Source organism: Streptomyces sp. NPDC088157 (assembly GCF_044741545.1).
Taxonomy (GTDB): domain Bacteria; phylum Actinomycetota; class Actinomycetes; order Streptomycetales; family Streptomycetaceae; genus Streptomyces.
In genome coordinates this window covers 465,269-481,860 of the sequence record NZ_JBIUSU010000002.1, presented here as the reverse complement: position 1 = coordinate 481,860, position 16,592 = coordinate 465,269, and the positions used below count along the sequence as shown (strand labels likewise).

The 16,592-nt window shown below is 73.1% G+C and carries 12 protein-coding genes and 1 pseudogene; 7 read left to right on the top strand and 6 right to left on the bottom strand.

All coding sequences use genetic code 11. The annotated features are described in order from the left end of the window. Positions 1-124 precede the first annotated feature (124 nt). Positions 125-634 (bottom strand): dual specificity protein phosphatase family protein, encoded by a 510-nt coding sequence (locus ACIPFH_RS08470; RefSeq protein WP_359123971.1) that lies wholly within the window; start codon positions 632-634, stop codon positions 125-127. 111 nt (positions 635-745) lie between these two features. On the opposite strand from ACIPFH_RS08470, the gene ACIPFH_RS08465 reads away from it, so the two are divergent. Next, positions 746-1,549, top strand: coding sequence for an NERD domain-containing protein (locus ACIPFH_RS08465; protein WP_356250009.1), 804 nt, complete (start codon positions 746-748; stop codon positions 1,547-1,549). Positions 1,550-1,768: 219 nt separating this feature from the next. Here ACIPFH_RS08465 and ligD read toward each other — a convergent pair whose 3' ends face one another. Next, positions 1,769-2,650, bottom strand: a complete 882-nt coding sequence (gene ligD, locus ACIPFH_RS08460) for a non-homologous end-joining DNA ligase (RefSeq protein ID WP_401824364.1) — start codon at positions 2,648-2,650, stop codon at positions 1,769-1,771. A gap of 90 nt (positions 2,651-2,740) precedes the next feature. On the opposite strand from ligD, the gene ACIPFH_RS08455 reads away from it, so the two are divergent. Next, positions 2,741-3,910: a Ku protein gene (locus tag ACIPFH_RS08455; RefSeq protein ID WP_401824362.1), complete on the top strand. Its 1,170-nt coding sequence runs from the start codon at positions 2,741-2,743 to the stop codon at positions 3,908-3,910. Between the two features lie 61 nt (positions 3,911-3,971). Here the strand turns inward: ACIPFH_RS08455 and ACIPFH_RS08450 are convergent, their stop codons facing one another. Then, positions 3,972-5,561, bottom strand: coding sequence for an acyltransferase family protein (locus ACIPFH_RS08450; RefSeq protein WP_401824360.1), 1,590 nt, complete (start codon positions 5,559-5,561; stop codon positions 3,972-3,974). A 359-nt stretch (positions 5,562-5,920) separates the two neighbouring features. Here ACIPFH_RS08450 and ACIPFH_RS08445 point away from each other — a divergent pair. The 4 genes and pseudogenes from ACIPFH_RS08445 to ACIPFH_RS08430 form a co-directional block, all read left to right on the top strand. Beyond that, a pseudogene (locus ACIPFH_RS08445) lies at positions 5,921-6,187 on the top strand (MFS transporter); the annotation flags it as partial. A 36-nt stretch (positions 6,188-6,223) separates the two neighbouring features. Continuing rightward, positions 6,224-7,978: a beta-galactosidase family protein gene (locus ACIPFH_RS08440; RefSeq protein ID WP_401824358.1), complete on the top strand. Its 1,755-nt coding sequence runs from the start codon at positions 6,224-6,226 to the stop codon at positions 7,976-7,978. Next, a complete protein-coding gene (locus ACIPFH_RS08435; RefSeq protein ID WP_401824356.1) occupies positions 7,978-10,497 on the top strand; it encodes a beta-galactosidase in 2,520 nt (839 codons plus the stop codon). Before ACIPFH_RS08440 ends, ACIPFH_RS08435 begins: the two co-directional genes overlap by 1 nt. 105 nt (positions 10,498-10,602) lie before the next feature. After that, complete coding sequence (locus ACIPFH_RS08430) at positions 10,603-11,673, top strand: LacI family DNA-binding transcriptional regulator (protein WP_401824354.1); 1,071 nt, start codon at positions 10,603-10,605, stop codon at positions 11,671-11,673. A 300-nt stretch (positions 11,674-11,973) separates the two neighbouring features. Here the strand turns inward: ACIPFH_RS08430 and ACIPFH_RS08425 are convergent, their stop codons facing one another. After that, a complete protein-coding gene (locus ACIPFH_RS08425; protein ID WP_401824352.1) occupies positions 11,974-12,882 on the bottom strand; it encodes an ANTAR domain-containing protein in 909 nt (302 codons plus the stop codon). 486 nt (positions 12,883-13,368) lie between these two features. On the opposite strand from ACIPFH_RS08425, the gene ACIPFH_RS08420 reads away from it, so the two are divergent. After that, on the top strand, positions 13,369-13,716 hold the full coding sequence (locus tag ACIPFH_RS08420) for a hypothetical protein (protein ID WP_401824350.1): 348 nt from the start codon (positions 13,369-13,371) through the stop codon (positions 13,714-13,716). Positions 13,717-14,207: 491 nt separating this feature from the next. Here the strand turns inward: ACIPFH_RS08420 and ACIPFH_RS08415 are convergent, their stop codons facing one another. Further along, positions 14,208-14,801, bottom strand: a complete 594-nt coding sequence (locus tag ACIPFH_RS08415) for a D-glycero-alpha-D-manno-heptose-1,7-bisphosphate 7-phosphatase (protein WP_401824349.1) — start codon at positions 14,799-14,801, stop codon at positions 14,208-14,210. Continuing rightward, positions 14,798-15,802: a glycosyltransferase family 2 protein gene (locus ACIPFH_RS08410; protein ID WP_401824347.1), complete on the bottom strand. Its 1,005-nt coding sequence runs from the start codon at positions 15,800-15,802 to the stop codon at positions 14,798-14,800. Before ACIPFH_RS08410 ends, ACIPFH_RS08415 begins: the two co-directional genes overlap by 4 nt. Positions 15,803-16,592: the final 790 nt, after the last annotated feature.

The following is a 16,592-nucleotide window of genomic DNA, read 5'->3' as shown; positions in this document are numbered from 1 at the left end:
GACAGATATTGGCAGGTGCCCCTGGGTGCGACCGGTGCCGGGTGGGTGCCGGGTGGATGCCGGGCGGGCGCTGAGGGATGCTGGAGGTGCCGGAGGTGTTGGCGCTCTGGTCATGGCGAAACGATTACTCTGCCAGTTCCTCCAGGAGCCTGGCCGTCGGCAGCCCGGCCCGCAGGTACTCCACGAACAACTCGTTGTGCAGGGCCCACGGCGAGCGCCGCGACCGTATCAGCCGGATCGCCTCCTCGGCCGAGTGGCCCCGGCGCACCAGCGTGTGGGCGACGACCAGGCCGGAGCGGTTGTAGCCGCTGTAACAGCGGACCAGGACCGTCCGGCCGTCGTCCATCGTGTCTCCCGCCGCCTGCGCCAGCCGGATCACCCCGGCGAGCTGGGTCCCGTCCAGCGGGCCGTCCGGAATCGGCCACACGTGATGCCGCACGCCGGGATCGGGACCGTGTCCCCGCCGGGCGCGCGTCAGTGTCTGGACGAGATCGAACTCGTCCCGCACCACGGCGAGTTGCACTTCTCCGGAAGGCCCCTGGAACTCGTGTCCGCCCATCCACAGGCCGGGCACGACCTCGTTCCACGGACGGTCCGGAACCGGTACGTCGGGCTGCTTCCTGCGGGTCCGCAACGGCGCCTCCCCAAACGCGCTGCCCAGGGCCTGCCCAACTCGCAGCGAGGGTAACCGCCTTCTTGCCCCGGAGCGTCCCTCCTGTTCCCATGGTCATAGGGGTGATGGTGCATGAACGGACTGCGCGTCATACCGACCTGGTGGCATGGCCAGGAGCGGCTCTACGTCTGTCGCGACGACGGCAGGAACATCGCCTGGTACGACCGCGAGGCGGCCAGGATCAACCTGATCGGGGACGACCGCCGAGAGGACGTACTGGATGTCCTCGGCCCCTTCGTGACCGGGCCGGTGACGGTCGGCCCGCCTCCGGTGCCCACGCCCGCCGAGCTGGTCCGCCTCTCCCTCCACCCGGACGACGACCTGGCCCCCAACCGTCCCGGCGAGGCTCTGTTGATCGACCTGGACCGCGACCCGGGCCCCGCACACCGCCTCCGGGCCGACCCGCGCCGTCGTGCCCTGGCGGCCGAGCAGGCGGTTGGCGAGGCCCTGGACCGGCTCGACGGCGCCGGCTGGCACACCCTGCACTCCCTCCCGCTCCCCGGCGGCGACCGAGTCCACCACCTGTCCATCGGCCCGGCCGGCCTGTTCGCGGTCCACACGCTGTACGCCCGTAAGCAGCGGGTCCGGATCGCCGACCCCCTGGTCGCCCTGGGCCGCCGGGACCCGGAGCCGCTGCTGCGCCGGGTACGCGCCGACGCCGACCGCGCGTCCTACGCCCTGACGGCCGAGGTCCGCCCCGTACTGGCCCTGGTCGGCCCGACGGATGTCGCCGTCACCGCCCCTCCGCGCGAGGTCCGCGTCCTGAACGACACCGACCTCGCCGACCTGACCCGGCTCGGCGGCGTACTCAAACCGGCGGACGTGGAAGCGCTGCACGCGATGGCCCGGGACCGCGGGACCTGGAAGAGGGTGTGACCCGGCGACGCAAGAGGCGCCGACGCGCGCCGCTCGAGCTCGCCCGGGGGCCCCTCCCGGGCGAGCTCGAGGAAGAGGCCCGTTCCGGTCCGTAAACGGGGGTCGGGGGGCAGGCCTCTGAGGGCGCAGGACGGACGGGTGAGGCAGGCCTCTGGAGGGCGCAGGACGGGACGGGTAGGGACGGTGGGGGCGAGAACGGGAGAGGCCCGCGCGCCCCGATCACGGCACCGCCCCGGCCCGCCCGGCATCGAGCAGCGGCGCCAGCAGGTCCCCGTAGTCCTGTAGCCGCGGAGCGATGTCGGAGGCCGAGAACGCGAGCGTCCCGGGGGACCGGCACGACTCGACCTCCTCCCACGTGACCGGCGCCGACACGGTCGGCTCGGCCCGCGCCCGCAAGGTGTACGGCGCCGCGGTCGTCTTCCGAGCGGCGTTCTGACTCCAGTCCACGAACACCTTGCCCGGCCGCAGACTCCGCGTCATCCGGTGCAGCACCAGGCGGGGCATCGCCTCCTCCGCCTCCACCGCCAGCTGTTTCGCGTACTCAGAGACCTGTTCGGAGGAGGCGCCCCGCACCGCCGCCAGCAGATGCAGCCCCTTCGAACCGGACGTCTTCGGCTGCGCCTCGATCCCGTCCGCCGCGAGCCGCTCCCGCAGCCACACCGCGACCTCGCAGCACTCGACGACGGTCGCGGGCGTGCCCGGATCGAGGTCGAAGACGAGCCGGTCGGCGATGTCGGGCGCCTGGATCACCCACTGGGGCGTATGGAACTCCGTGACGAGGTTCGCCGCCCAGACCAGACTCGCCAGATCCTGCACGACCACCATCCGGGCGGGCCCGTCCGACCGGGGCACCTCGGCGGTGGTGACCCACTCGGGCGTGCCCGGCGGCACGTTCTTGGCGAAGAAGACCTGCCCGTCGGGCCCGTCCGGATAGCGCAGGAAGGACAGCGGCCGGTCGCGCAGATGGGGCAGCAGGGCTTCGGCGACGGTCGCGTAGTAGTGCAGCACCTCGCCCTTGGTGAAGCCGGTCGCCGGATACAGCACCTTCTCCAGATTGCTGAGCGCGAGCCGCCGCCCCTCCACCTCAGTGATCGGCGTCATACGATGAGAATCACATGAAACCATGAGTTACCGCCTCATATCTGCGCACATCGCCCGATTCTTTCCCTGGCGCACTCTGTGGCCGGAAAGGTGCTGCACGTGAGATCCATCTGGAACGGCGCCATCTCCTTCGGCCTCGTCAGCATCCCGATCAAGCTGGTGAACGCCACCGAGAACCACTCGATCTCCTTCCGTCAGATCCACACGGAGGACGGCGGCCGCATCCGCTACCGCAAGGTCTGCGAGCTGGACGACCACGAGGTGAGCTCGGCGGAGATCGGCAAGGGGTACGAGGACGCGGACGGCACGATCATCCCGATCACCGAAGAGGACCTGTCCCACCTGCCGCTCCCGACCGCGAAGACGATCGAGATCGTGGCCTTCGTCCCGGCCGACCGGATCGACCCGCTCCAGATGGACGCCGCGTACTACCTCCAGGCGGGCGGCGCCCCGGCGGCGAAGCCGTACACGCTGCTCAGGGAGGCGCTGAAGCGCAGCAACAAGGTGGCGATCACCAAGTACGCCCTTCGCGGCCGCGAGCGCCTCGGGATGCTGCGCGTGGTCGGCGAGGCCATCGCCATGCACGGCCTGCTCTGGCCGGACGAGGTCCGCGCTCCGGAGGGCGTGGCCCCGGACACCTCGGTCACCGTCCGTGACAAGGAACTCGACCTCGCGGACGCCCTGATGGACACCCTCGGCGAGGTCGACCTCGAGGACCTGCACGACGAGTACCGCGAGGCGGTGGAGGAGGTCGTGGCGGCGAAGGCGGCCGGCGAGACGCCCCGCGAGATGCCTGCCCCGCCGTCCAGCGGCAAGGTGCTGGACCTGATGGCGGCCCTGGAGAAGAGCGTGCGGGCGGCGAAGGAGTCGCGCGGCGCGAAACCGGAGCAGGGATCTTCGGAGCGGGGAGAGGGGACGGAGGGGCCGGGGGAGGAGGTGGAGGCCGAGGTCAGACGCCTTCCGCAGCGCAGGTCCGCCCGTACGGCTCCCAAGCGGACGGGTGGCAAGAAGTCGACGTCGACCGCGAAGAAGACCACGGCGGCGCCGAGGAAGTCGACGGCGAAGTCGGCGCAGGCCGCGAAGAAGACGACGGCGTCGAAGAGCACGGCGCAGACGAAGAGCGCTTCGCAGACGAAGAGCACGGCCAAGAAGGCCGCCGCGAAGAAGACGACGGCGTCGAAGGGGACGACGGCGTCGAAGGGGACGACGGCGGGAAAGGCGGCGGCGAAGAAGGCGACGGCCCGCAAGCGCACGGCCTGAGCCCGCCTGTCGACGAGGCCCCGGGACGAGGCGAGGTCGACCTGGTCGTCAGACAGCTTCGTCAGACAGCCCCGTCAAGGTGCCTCGATGCCCGCGTGCTCGGCCTGTTCGGCGTGTTCGTGTCCGGTCTGTTCGGCCCGTCCGGCGTGTCCCGCCCGTCCGGTGTGTTTGGCCTGTTCGGCGTGTCCGGCCTACTGTTCGGCGTGTCCGGCCTGCTCGGTGTGGCCGGCCGTCCGGCCCGTCCGGTGTGTCCTCCGGCCTCCTGGGCCTCCTGGGCCCCCTGGGTCTCCTGGGTCTCCTGGGTCTCGGCGGTGCCGCCGCTCTTGCCGCTTGCGTCGCCCCGGCGGGGGAGAGCCACGCACGCCGTGCCCACCGCCAGCCCCACGGCCGGCCACACCGGGAACGCGCCGCCGTACGCGAACCCGTGCCCCGCGAAATAGGTCAGCGCCCAGACGCTCACACCGAGCCCGGCCCATGTGCGCCAGGCCGCCGCCCCGCGGAGTCCCGCGGCCGGCCGCACGCGTGCGTCCAGGGAGGTCAGCACCCGTTCCAGCGGCCGTAGAGCCCACACCACCCCCGCCAGGACGCCCGCCAGCACCAGCAGCCACGGCACCCGCAGCGCCCACCAGCCCGCCGAGCCGTAGCGGGGTTCCGGGGCGAGGCCGGTCAGGTAGAAGGCGGCGGCGACGACCAGCACCGGCAGCATGTGCCAGAGGTAGAGCGCCATGCTGCCGGCCCCCAGCACCCGCACCGCCCGCCGCACCCGGGCCCGCTCCAGCAGCCGCCGCACGACCGGTGCGACCAGCAGCGCCACGCCGACCTGAGCCAGGCTCCACGCCAGCATGGCCGCCGACGGAGGATCGGTGTTGCTCAGCTCCTGCCCGGTCACCCGGATCAGACTGACGGGAAAGGGCCCGGGTCCGACGAGCAGGGCGAACGTCAGCGCGCCCCCCACCGCCAGTGCCGGAGCCCGGGCGGGCGCCTGCCGCGCCGTCCGCCCGTCGCCGCCCAACAACCCGTCCCGCCAGCAGAAACCGAGCTGGTAGACGACACCCCACACGAGCAGGAAGTTCAGCGCCCCGATCGCCTCGACGGCCGGGCCGCGCGAGGACGCGTCGCCCGCCGCCACGAGCGCGCCGACGCCGAAGCCCACCACGCCCATGCCCACGGGGACCCGCAGTCCCCACCGTTCGTGGAGGGAGTACAGGGCCGGTGTCAGGGCGCTGATCAGCAGGTACACCGGCAGGAACCAGAACTGCATGGCCATCGCCCAGCCCACCAGCGCGAGCGTGACGGGGTCCACGCCGAGGGCGGAGCACGCGCCGACGGCGAGCAGCACGAGGCCGCTGTACGCGGCGGTGGGCAGCAGCAGCCGCACCGCTCGCTGCCCGACCCATCCCGCGGCGGTCCCGCCGGCGGCCCGAGCACGCGACCAGGAGCCCGCCGCGGCATGGCCGCCGGCGAGGAAGAACAGCGGCATGATCTGGAAGCCCAGGGTCAGCCACTGCGTCCAGGGCACGGTCGCCAGCAGTTCGGGCGCGGTGATCTCGCCGTCCGGATGCCGGATCAGCCCGGTGATCAGCCAGTGGCCGAGGACCACGAGCAGAATCGCCCAGGCCCGCAGGAAGTCGACGTACCGGTCTCGACTCATGCCTCGCATGCTGCCGTCCCCCCAACTCCCGTACGAAGAAAAGTCCTTGTCGCAACCAATCCGTGCCCGAGACGACACCGGCCGCGCGTCCGAGACGACACCGGCCGCCTGCACGGAGGCGCCGACCGCCCCGTCCCCTCGCCCGCTGCTCGGCTCCGGGCCGGGGCGGGCGCACGGTGAGGATCGGCTCGTCGGGCCCGGATCCGAGCCCGCCGCGGGTCCGATGCCGAAGAACCCCGACTGCGCGTCGGGCATCTTGACGGTCGGGATGTTACCGGTAACATCGATGTCTCGGAGCATCTCCCGCAGCCCGCGAAGAGGTGGGCCGTCCGCCTTCTGGAGTCCGTGTGACCGACCACCCCACGGCCATCGTCGCGGTGTCCTGCGCCGGCATGACCGCGTGTCTCCTCCTGGCCGCCGTACCGGGCCCGGCGTCCTTCGCCCACGCCGGCGTGGGCCTCCTCGTCGCGCCGATCTTCCCCACCGGACTGCCGTGGCTGCGCCGGACCACACCGCACGCCCGCCGGGCCGGCGCGCTCGTCACCGCCGCGTCCCCGGTGGGCGGTGTGGTGGCGGACCCGTCACTCGGCGAGGTCATCGAGTGGTCCGGCCTCTCGACCGCTCCGGCGCACCCGTAAGCCCGCCCCGACGAAGGGACCCGTATGCCAGCCCTGACCACGACCTCCGACGGATTCCTCCTCCACGGTGAACCGTTCCGCGTCCTCTCCGGCGCGCTGCACTACTTCCGGGTCCACCCCGACCAGTGGACCGACCGGCTGCGCAAGGCCCGCCTGATGGGCCTGAACACGGTCGAGACCTACATCCCGTGGAACCTCCACCAGCCCGAACCCGGCACCCTCGTCCTCGACGGGCTCCTCGACCTGCCCCGTTTCCTGCGCCTGGCCGCCGCGGAGGGCCTGCACGTCCTCCTCCGCCCCGGCCCCTTCATCTGCGCCGAGTGGGACGGCGGCGGTCTGCCCCACTGGCTCACCACCGACCCCGAGATCCGTCTGCGCACCAGCGACCCCCGCTTCACGGACGTCGTGGACCGCTACCTGGACCTCCTCCTCCCGCCGCTGCTGCCGTACATGGCCGCGTCGGGCGGCCCGGTGATCGCCGTACAGGTGGAGAACGAGTACGGCGCCTACGGCGACGACATCGCCTACCTCGAGCACCTCGAGCGCTCCCTGCGCTCACGCGGCGTCGAGGAACTGCTCTTCACCTGCGACCAGACCGACGGCGACCATCTCAAGAACGGCGTCCTGCCCGGCGTCCTCGCCACCGGCACGTTCGGCAGCCGGGTGGACCAGTCCCTCGCCCGACTGCGCGAGGCGCAGCCCGAAGGCCCTCTGATGTGCGGGGAGTTCTGGATCGGCTGGTTCGACCACTGGGGCGGCCCGCACCACGGAAGGGACGCCGGCAACGCCGCCGCCGACCTCGACCGGCTCCTCTCGGCGGGCGCCTCCGTCAACATCTACATGTTCCACGGCGGCACCAACTTCGGTTACACCAACGGCGCCAACCACCACCACGCCTACGTGCCCACGGTCACCTCCTACGACTACGACGCCCCGCTCACCGAGAGCGGCGACCCGGGCCCGAAGTACCACGCCTTCCGTGAGGTCATCGCCCGCCACGCCCCGGTCCCCGACGAGCCGGCTCCCGCCCCGTCGCCCAAACTCCCGTCGACCACCGTCCGGTTGACCCACCGCGCACCCCTCCTCCCGCTCGCAGGCCGCCCCGTGCACGCCACGGACCCACGCTCCGCCGACGAGATGGACCAGCGCGCCGGGTACACCCTGTACCGGACGACCGTCGCCCACCCGGGGACCGGCCTCCTGCACTTCGCCGGCGGAGTGGGCGACCGGGCCCAGGTATTCCTGGACGGCGCCCCCGCGGGCGTCCTCGAACGAGAGCGCTACGAAGAGACCCTGCCCGTCCACGTCCCCCGTCCCGGCGCCGTCCTCGAAGTGCTCGTGGAGAACATGGGCCGGGTCAACTACGGCCCCCGCATAGGCGTCGCCAAGGGCCTGCTGGGCCCGGTCACACTCGACGGCACACCCCTGCACGGCTGGGACTCCCACGCCCTGCCCCTGGACGACGTGCCGGTCACGGCCGACTTCACGCCGGCCGAGAAGCCCAGCTGTGCCGAACCGGCCTTCCACCGCGGCACGTTCGAGGTGACGACCCCCGCCGACACCTTCCTCTCCCTCCCCGGCTGGACCAAGGGCCAGGCCTGGGTCAACGGGTTCCATCTCGGCCGCTACTGGAACCGCGGCCCGCAGCGCACCCTCTACGTCCCGGCCCCCGCCCTGCGCCCGGGCGTCAACGACCTGGTCCTCCTCGAACTCCACGGCACCACCACCCCCGACGCCCACCTCACCGACACCCCCGACCTCGGCCCGGTGACGCCCTGATGCGGCACAGGGCAAGCGTTCCGCCTCCCCCGTCACCGCCGCTGCGCGCCCTCCCCTTCGCCGACGCGCCCGGCGTCCCCGACCCCATCGTGGTGACCAGCCGCTGGCTGACCCGGGGCGGCCGCCCCTGGTTCCCGGTCTCGGGCGAGTTCCACTACTCCCGCCACCCGGCCCGGAACTGGGAGGAGGAGCTCCTCAAGTTGAAGGCGGGCGGGGTCACGGCCGTCGCCTCCTACGTCATCTGGATCCACCACGAGGAGACCGAGGGCCGCGTCCGCTTCGACGGCGACCGCGACCTGCGCCGCTTCGCCCGGCTCTGCGCCCGGCACGGTCTGGACTTCATTCCCCGGATCGGCCCCTGGTCCCATGCGGAGGTCCGCAACGGCGGCCTGCCGGACTGGGTCCTGGCCCGCACCTCGGCCGCCCGCTCCGACGACCCGGCGTACCTGGCCGCCGTCCGCCCCTGGTTCGAGGCGATCGCGGCGCAGCTCCACGGACTGGACCGGGCGCACCGCGGCCCGATCGTCGCGATCCAGATCGAGAACGAGCTCTACGACCGGCCCGGCCACCTCCGCACCCTGAAGCGCATGGCCCAGGAGGCCGGTCTCCGCGCACCCCTGTGGACCTCGACGGCCTGGGGTGGGGTCCACCTCCCCGACGACGAACTGCTGCCCCTCTACGGCGGCTATCCCGACGCCTTCTGGACCGAGGCCGACGGCGGCTGGCCCGACACCTGTCGCAAGCACTTCTTCTTCACCCACCAGCGCGACGACGAGGGCATCGGCGCCGACCTGCGCCCGACGACGGTACGCGGCGCGGATCCGGAGACCTACGCGGACAGGTTCCCCTGGGCCACCTGCGAGCTGGGCGGCGGCATGGCCGTCGCCTACCACCGCCGCCCGCGGGTCGACGCCGCCGACATCGGGGCCCTCGGCCTCACGAAGATCGGCTGCGGCTCGGTCTGGCAGGGCTACTACATGTTCCACGGCGGCACCAACCCCACGGGGGAGCGGACGCCCCTCCAGGAGTCCCACGTCACCGGCTACCCCAACGACCTCCCCGTCCTGACGTACGACTTCCAGGCCCCGCTCGGCGAGTACGGCCAGTACCGCCCCTCCTACGACGAACTGCGCCTGCAGCACCTGTTGCTGGCGGACTTCGGTGAGCTGATCGCCCCCATGCGGTCGGTGCTGCCGGACGGCACTCCACGAGGCCAGCACGACCGCGACACCCTGCGCTGGGCGGTCCGCTGCGACGGGCGCGCGTCGGGCTTCCTCTTCGTCACCAACCACCAGCCGCACGAGCCGCTCCCGGACCACCCGGACACGACCTTCACGGTCGCCTTCCCCGAGGCCCCGGCCCTCACCCTGCCCAGCACCCCCGTCACCGTCCCCGCGGGCGCCTACTTCTGCTGGCCGCTGCGCCTGGACGTGGCGGGTCTGCGCCTGGACTGGGCCACCGCCCAGCCGGTGTGCACGATCGTGGACGACGACGGGCGCACGGTCCTGGTGCTGGCCGCGACGGACGGCATCGAGCCCGAACTGGCCCTGGACGCACGGACGGTGACGACCTTCGCCACCCCGGCCGGTGCGGACGCCGCGACCGTGACCGACGGCGACCGCATCCTGATCACCGGCCTGCGCCCCGGCACGGACGCCCTGGTCGAGGTGAATACCCGGGCCGGTGACCGGGTCGCCCTCCTGGTACTGGACGCGGCCACCGCCCGCACCGCCTACCGGGGCGAGGCCTGGGGCGCACAGCGGCTCGTTCTGTGCGCCGAGGGCGTGGTCTTCGACGCGGCGGACGGCGAGGTACGCGTCCACCCCCGCACCCCGTACGACGAGGCACCTCGCGTCGAGCCCCATCCCCCGTACGACGAGGCGCCTCGGGCCGAGCCCCGCACCCCGTACGACGAGGGACCTCGGGCCGAGCCCCACCGCCATTCCCGCTCGCCCGTGCCGGCGGTCTCGCTCTCCGTCCTCCCTGCCCCGCACCGCCTGCCGACGGTGCCCGGCGCCACGGTGGAGAAGAGCCGGGACGGCGCCCTGACCCGTTACACGCTGGTCCCCGACGAGGACGCGCCCGCTCCCTCCGCCCCGGCCCCGTCCGTCACCGCGCTCCGTCCGGCGGGCGCACCGCCGGCCCCCGTCACGGGCGTACCGGGCCGGGCGAGCGCCCCCGCGGACGAGTACTACGACACGGTGGCGGCCGTCTACCGCGTCGACGTAGGGGCGTCCCATGCCGACGCCCCGCCCGGTGCCGACCTGCTGCGGCTCCACTGGACCGGCGACGTGGCCCGCGCCTACGTGGGCGACACGCTGGTCGCCGACCAGTTCTTCACCGGCCGCCCGTGGGACATCGGGCTCGACCGGCTCCCGGCCGGTGAGCCCCTCACTCTGAAGATCCTGCCGTTCGCCGCCGGCGCGGCGGTCCACCTCCCCGTCGCCCCGGTACCGGGCGTCGCCGAGGTGCGGCACGCCGAACGGATCACGACCCGCACCTGGAGGCTCCGCACCTGACTGACCTGACCCCCGCCTCCTCGTCCGCCCGGCCTATCCTGTGGGTCCGCCGGGCGGCCCAGTGCGACTTGGCCCCGGACCAGTCCCGAGGAAGAAGCCCCCACCATGACCCGAAGCGCCGCCGACGGCCCGGTCGGCCCGGCGACCCGGGGACGCAGCAGACGCAACTTCGCGGGCTCGCGTCCGGTCATGGACGACGTCGCGAAACTCGCCGGAGTCTCCAAGCAGACGGTCTCCCGGGTGCTCAACGACCACCCGGCCGTCCGCCCCGAGACCCGGGAGGCGGTCCAGGCGGCCATGCGCACGCTCGGTTACCGTCCGAGCAGCAGTGCCCGCTCGCTGGCCAGCGGCCGCACCCGCATGCTCGGCGTGATCTCGTTCGACGCGGCCCGCTACGGCCCCGCCTCGACCCTGACCGCCATCAACACGGCGGCGCAGGAGGCCGGTTACCTGGTGAGTTCGATCGCGCTGGACACCGCGGACCGGGACACGGTGGTGCGGGCCGCGGACCGGCTGTCGGCGGAGGGCGCGGACGGCGTGATCGCGATCGCGCCCCAGGTCCGGGTGGCCCGGGCCCTCGCCGAGGCCCACCTGGACACCCCGCTGGTCGTCATGGACAACGAGCTGGGTGACGGCACCCCCATGGTCACCTCGGACGCCCGCACCGGCGCCCGCAAGGCCACCGAGCACCTCCTCTCCCTCGGCCACCCCACGGTCCACCACCTGGCGGGCCCGACGGGCTGGACCTCGGCGGACCGCCGGGCGGAGAGCTGGCGCGCCACCCTCGAAGCGGCCGGAGCCGAGGTGCACGCACCCCTCATCGGCGACTGGAGCGCCGACTCCGGCTACGACCTGGGCCGCGAGCTGGCGAAGGACCCGTCCGTCACCGCGGTCTTCGTGTCGAACGACCAGATGGCACTCGGTGTCCTGCGGGCCCTGCACGAGGCGGGCCGCCGGGTCCCGGAGGACGTCAGCGTCGTCGGCTACGACGACATCCCGGAGGCCGCCCACTTCCTCCCCCCGTTGACCACGATCCGTACGGACTTCACGGACATCGGCACGATCTCCCTCCGCATCCTGCTGAACCGCATCGACGACCCGTCGGCACCCGGGAGCCCCCTCACCCTCGTCCCCGTCGAACTGTGCGTCCGGCACAGCACCGCCGGCCCCCGCTGAGGGCGTTCGGAGCGTCGTCCGGGCACCGGACCCGTCAGGGCCGGGGCGCAGGGGGTGTCCGTCCGAGGGCGGCTGCCGCTGATCGGCGATCAGCTTCCGGCACAGACCACCGAACCTGAGGTGAGAACCTGAGGTGAGTGCCGCCGGGGACAGCGGGGGCCAACCCGAAGGGTCACTCCAGCGGGACGGCCGACCCGTTCCGAGCGCAGACGGAGACAGAGGGGGCGGCCCTGTCCCTGCGCCCCCGCTCCTCCCGGCCACGCGAGCGAACCGCCTCCGCTCACGCACCGCCCGGCGACATCAGCGCCGTGCGCCCCGCCCGGCCGTCGCGTGGAGCTGCTCCAGGGCGTCCAGCACGACGGTGTTCCAGTGCCAGGCCAGCCAGCGGCCGACGTCGAGGCCCGTCTGCCGCAGCGCGGCCAGCTGGGCGTGGGTGAGATCGGTGAGGGGCCGTTCGTGGTGGGAGGACACCATGCCCAGCGGCACGCCCACCCGGTTCACCAGCGGAAGGCTGTGCGCGGCCCGGCTGCCCGTCTGCAGGATGGCGTGGCGGGAGGCCGCGTCGAACACCTCCGCGGTCGCCACGTCCCGCACGGTGACCTGCCGACGCTCGGCGGCCGCCTGCGAGCAGGCGGTGGTCGGGGCGTCGACGAAGGCGAAGAAGTCGGTGAAGTACTTGTTGAGCCCGGTGTGCCGGACCAGGCGCAGCCGGCCGCTCTCGGCCAGTTGCACGTTGCCCATCGACGTCTGGGTGATCGACAGCACCCGTTGCAGGACCGCCTTGACGACCGCGCCCTGACTGACGCCGCTGTCCGGTTCCACCGGAAGCCCGGGAAGCCCGGGCTGCCCGGGTCGGGCCCGGCGGGGGAACCAGAGCTGGGCGTCCTCATCGGGAGCCGGTGTGCGTACGACCGCGTCGGCGAGGGTGGAGAGCTTGATGTTGAACCGCTGCGAAACGCCTTTCAGCAGCGTGAACGCCTCGTCGGCGGAACCCAGGCCGTAGCGCCTGAGCAATACGCCCTCGGCGCGGGCGACCCCGGCACGGCCGTACAGGCGATTGCGCAGATCGAGCTCGTCCTGCTGCCAGTGCGGTGCCCTGTCGTGCCCGGTCCCGGTCCCGGTCCCGGTTCTGGTGCCGATGCCGGTCCCGGGGGCAAGGGCATCGGCCGGCGAGCCTTCGTCGGCCGGGTGCTGGGACAGCTGACTCATACCGAGGGCTCCAATCCGCGTGGTGGCCGGCGGCGGCCCCGGCGGTCGGCTCCCTGGGCTGCCGATTACGTACCTGTCTGCCAGGCACTGCGAACGGACCTAATAACCGCAACCGAGCCGGACAAACCCGAACGCTCCCAAGCCGCCGCCGGACAAACCCGAACACTCCCAAGCCGCCGTCGGCGCCGCCGCCACGCGGCAGGGGTGCTCGAGCCGCCCAGGCCGGGAGGGACGACCGGCTGCGGGCGCTCGCCTCCTCCTGCCACCCGACGACCCTGCGGCAGCCGCGCCCGGCCAAGACCGTGATCAAGGATCTCTCCCCGTAGACCCTGACCAGCATTCGAGCTGCCCCGAGCGGCTCGCCGACCCCGCCGCACCGGGCCTGGTCCCCGCTCCGTGCCGGCGCCACCCGCCTTGCCCCGCCGGTTAGTTCGCCGGACTCAGGGAACCCGGAGGAGGTCACCGCGAGTCCGCAGAGGAGTGACAGTGTCGATCGGCCGACTCCCCGAACGCGAGCAGCGCATCCTGGAGGAGATGGAGCGAGCCCTGCGTCGCGACCGTCGCTTTCAGCGGCGCCTGCGCAGACTGAGCCGTTCCGGTCGCTCCGGCCGTCCTGGCCGCCTCGCCCGCGCCGGTCGCCGGCCGACCATGTCCCGGCGCGTGCTCCGCACGCCGCGCCCCTGGGCCGTCGCCCTGCTCCTCGCGGTGTCCGTCGCGCTCATGGTCTCCGGCATCACCACCTCCGAACCGGGCGTGATCTGGGCGTTCGCAGCCGTCTGGCCCCTGACGCTGTACGCGGCGTTCCGGCTGCTGTGCCGACGGACGGAACGCTGAGCGTTTGCCGCAACGCGCAACCCGCAAGCCACAGCGCGAAACGCGTAGAGCGCAGCGCGCAACCCGTAGACCACAGTGCGCAACCCGCAGCGCGGACCCGCACCCCGCAACCCGCCTCGGGTTGCGCGTCGCGGGCAGCGGCTGCGGGCATGCGGGACCATCGGGCAGGGGCGGGACACCGGCCAGGCGCAGCGACAGGGCGGTGGGCAGCGGGACCGGTGGAAACGGAGGCCGGGATCAGAGCCGCGTCGGCGTCGATCTCGTCGATGAGCCGCTCGACCTCGCCGCGTCCGACGGGCGGCGCGCGAAGCCGACCCCCCGGGGGCGTCCCGGGCGAGGATGTCGTCGCCGTCCGGCGACAGTCGCGCGGTGGGGGCGCCGAGCGGTCGGCACAGCATCGTGACGTGGTCGGCCCGGGCGGCGACGGCAACGGATCGCCGGCCCGGCGAGCAGCACGTCGCCGTGGCTGTCCAGGCGGGTGACCGGAGCTCTCACCGGACCCTGCGGGCGGGCCGGTAGGCGGCCTCGACGGGCCGCTCGTCCGCGAGCACACGGCCGAGCGGCCACCGCCCGGACAGCAGCGCGCGGACGGCGGTCGACAGGTCGGCCGCCACGTGCTCGGCGGCGGTGATCTCCTCGGGCCGGGTCTGCTCGGTCGGGACGAGGATGCCGAGGGCGCCGGCCCGGCGGGCGGCCTCCACGTCGGCGCCGACGTCGCCGATCACGGCGATCCGCTCCGGCGGAGTGCACAGGCGCCCGGCGGCCCACAGGATCATGCCGGGCCGGGGCTTGCGGCAGTGGCATCCGTCCTCGGGGCCGTGCGGGCAGACGGCCCACACGTCGAAGGGTCCGAGCAGCTCGCCGATCCGCTCGTTGACCCGGCGGACGTCGGCCGTGGACAGCGGCCCGCGCGCGACGCCGGGCTGGTTCGTCACCACACCGGTGCCGACACCTCGTTCGCGCAGCAGGTCGAGCGCCTCGCGGGCCCCGTCGACCGGGCGGACGAGGCCGGGGTCGCCGTTGTGGGGGACGTCATGTACGAGGGTGCCGTCGCGGGCGAACAGCACGACGTCGATCCCGTTCACGGCGCCACCTCCAGCCAGGGGGCGGCGCCCCGGTGGCGCCACAGGCCGCTCGTCCAGTGCCAGGTGGCCGCGGGCGGTATCAGCACACTCGTGGCGAGCATGGTGCCGACCTCGTGCCGGGTGCGCGGGCCGGGAGCGATGCGCGCCCAGGCGAACTCGCCGGTACCGGCGGCCCAGCCGAGCGCGGCGGCCGCGGCGGCCCGGCGCCGCCCGGCCACGGCGAGCGCGCACGCGGCCAGGCCGGCGGCCGTGATCGCGAGATGGTTGCGCAGCCGGCCGCGCGGCGCCAGGGCCCGGTGCCACCAGTCGGGACCGTGCAGGCGCCGCATCAGGGCGTCGTCGGCGTTACCGCGCTGGGAACGAAGCGACACCCAGCGGTCGGTCGGCCGCACCGGATGCCGGGTGGTGCGCCGACCCTGCCGGATCCGCCACCCCGCGTCCAGCACCCGCAGGGCGAGATCGGCGTCCTCGCGGAACGCCCGCGGGAACCGCTCGTCGAAGCCGCCGACCTGCTTCAGCGCCTCGGCGCGGAACGCCATGTCGGCGGTGATCCAGAGCGCCCGCGCCAGACCGGCGGTGCCGCGCTCCCAGTCGGTGGGCCGACGCTCGCCCGGCAGCGGTACGGCGATCACGCCCTGTACGGCGCCGGTGTCGGGTTCCGCCTCCTCCAGGTCCTGGACGAGCCGCTCACACCAGTGCGGTCCCACCTGCACGTCGTCGTCGAGGAAGGCGATCCAGGGCGCGTTGACCGCGCGCAGCCCGGTGTTGCGGGCGGCGGCGGGCCCGTGTCCGCCGCTGTGGATCACCAGCGTGCGCTCTCCCAGGTCGCCGAGGACGCGCAGCGGGCGCTCCAGCGCGCCGGGGTCCGGCTCGGGCTCGGGCCGGTCGTCGACGAGCACGATCTCGTCCGGCTTCGGCCCGGTCGCGGCGACGAGCGCGGCGAGGCAGTCGGCGAGCGTGTCCCGCACCAGCGTCGGGATCACGACGGCGTAGGCGGTCATACGTCAGCCCCTTCCGTGCATCGCGCCCCGGCGAACCGCGAGGGGGCGGACTCGGGTACGCGCCGGGCGTGGTCCTGAGCAGAGGGTTCCTGGGGTCGTCCGGATCCATGTCGGCGGCGGGACGGGCGAGCCTGGGATCGGGGGAGTGGATGACCGCGTCCCAGTGCCTCGGGCCGCGGCCGGATCGTGGAACAGGGCGTTGATTCCAAGAATGCGCATCGGGGGTGCTCCGTCCCGGGCGGCGTACAGGGCCACTGTGTCCTCGCGGGTCCCGCACTGCGACTGGCTCAAACTCCTGGAGGCAGCTCACTCGGAATGACGTGACCTTTCACTGTATGTGGTGACCCGTATAGGCGCGCGGCGACCGCCCGCGCATCCGGACGCGCCACGAGAACAGGCCGAGCACCGGCCCCTGCCAGGGGCGATGCGGCCGCCGGTCCGGCGACCGGGGCACGGCCCGCCTCGCCCTGTACCCGCCCCCGTACCCGTTGGTCATTGATCCAGGCGGCCGGTGCCTCCGGGGAGCGCCGCCGCCGTCCCGGCGCGTCGCCGGCTCCTCCGACGACCTCGCACATTTGGGCGTAACCCACCCGCACCGCTCCGTTAACATGTTCGAACTCGCGACGAACCGCCCTCATTTCCCGTCCTCCACGGGAAAAACCATGACATCCAGCGAGATAAGCAAGCCACTCAACCAAAATCTCACAAACTGGTCAGATAATTGATATCCATGTCACCGCGGGTGTTTTCGCGAATAAAGAGCAGAATTGCGTTCTCCGCATGGCGTCGG

Bases quoted from the DNA above. Each gene is read 5' to 3' on its own strand.
- ACIPFH_RS08465 (WP_356250009.1), top strand. From the start codon at position 746: ATGAACGGACTGCGCGTCATACCGACCTGGTGGCATGGCCAGGAGCGG.
- ligD (WP_401824364.1), bottom strand. From the start codon at position 2,650: ATGACGCCGATCACTGAGGTGGAGGGGCGGCGGCTCGCGCTCAGCAAT.
- ACIPFH_RS08450 (WP_401824360.1), bottom strand. From the start codon at position 5,561: ATGAGTCGAGACCGGTACGTCGACTTCCTGCGGGCCTGGGCGATTCTG.
- ACIPFH_RS08440 (WP_401824358.1), top strand. From the start codon at position 6,224: ATGCCAGCCCTGACCACGACCTCCGACGGATTCCTCCTCCACGGTGAA.
- ACIPFH_RS08435 (WP_401824356.1), top strand. From the start codon at position 7,978: ATGCGGCACAGGGCAAGCGTTCCGCCTCCCCCGTCACCGCCGCTGCGC.
- ACIPFH_RS08430 (WP_401824354.1), top strand. From the start codon at position 10,603: ATGACCCGAAGCGCCGCCGACGGCCCGGTCGGCCCGGCGACCCGGGGA.
- ACIPFH_RS08425 (WP_401824352.1), bottom strand. From the start codon at position 12,882: ATGAGTCAGCTGTCCCAGCACCCGGCCGACGAAGGCTCGCCGGCCGAT.
- ACIPFH_RS08410 (WP_401824347.1), bottom strand. From the start codon at position 15,802: ATGACCGCCTACGCCGTCGTGATCCCGACGCTGGTGCGGGACACGCTC.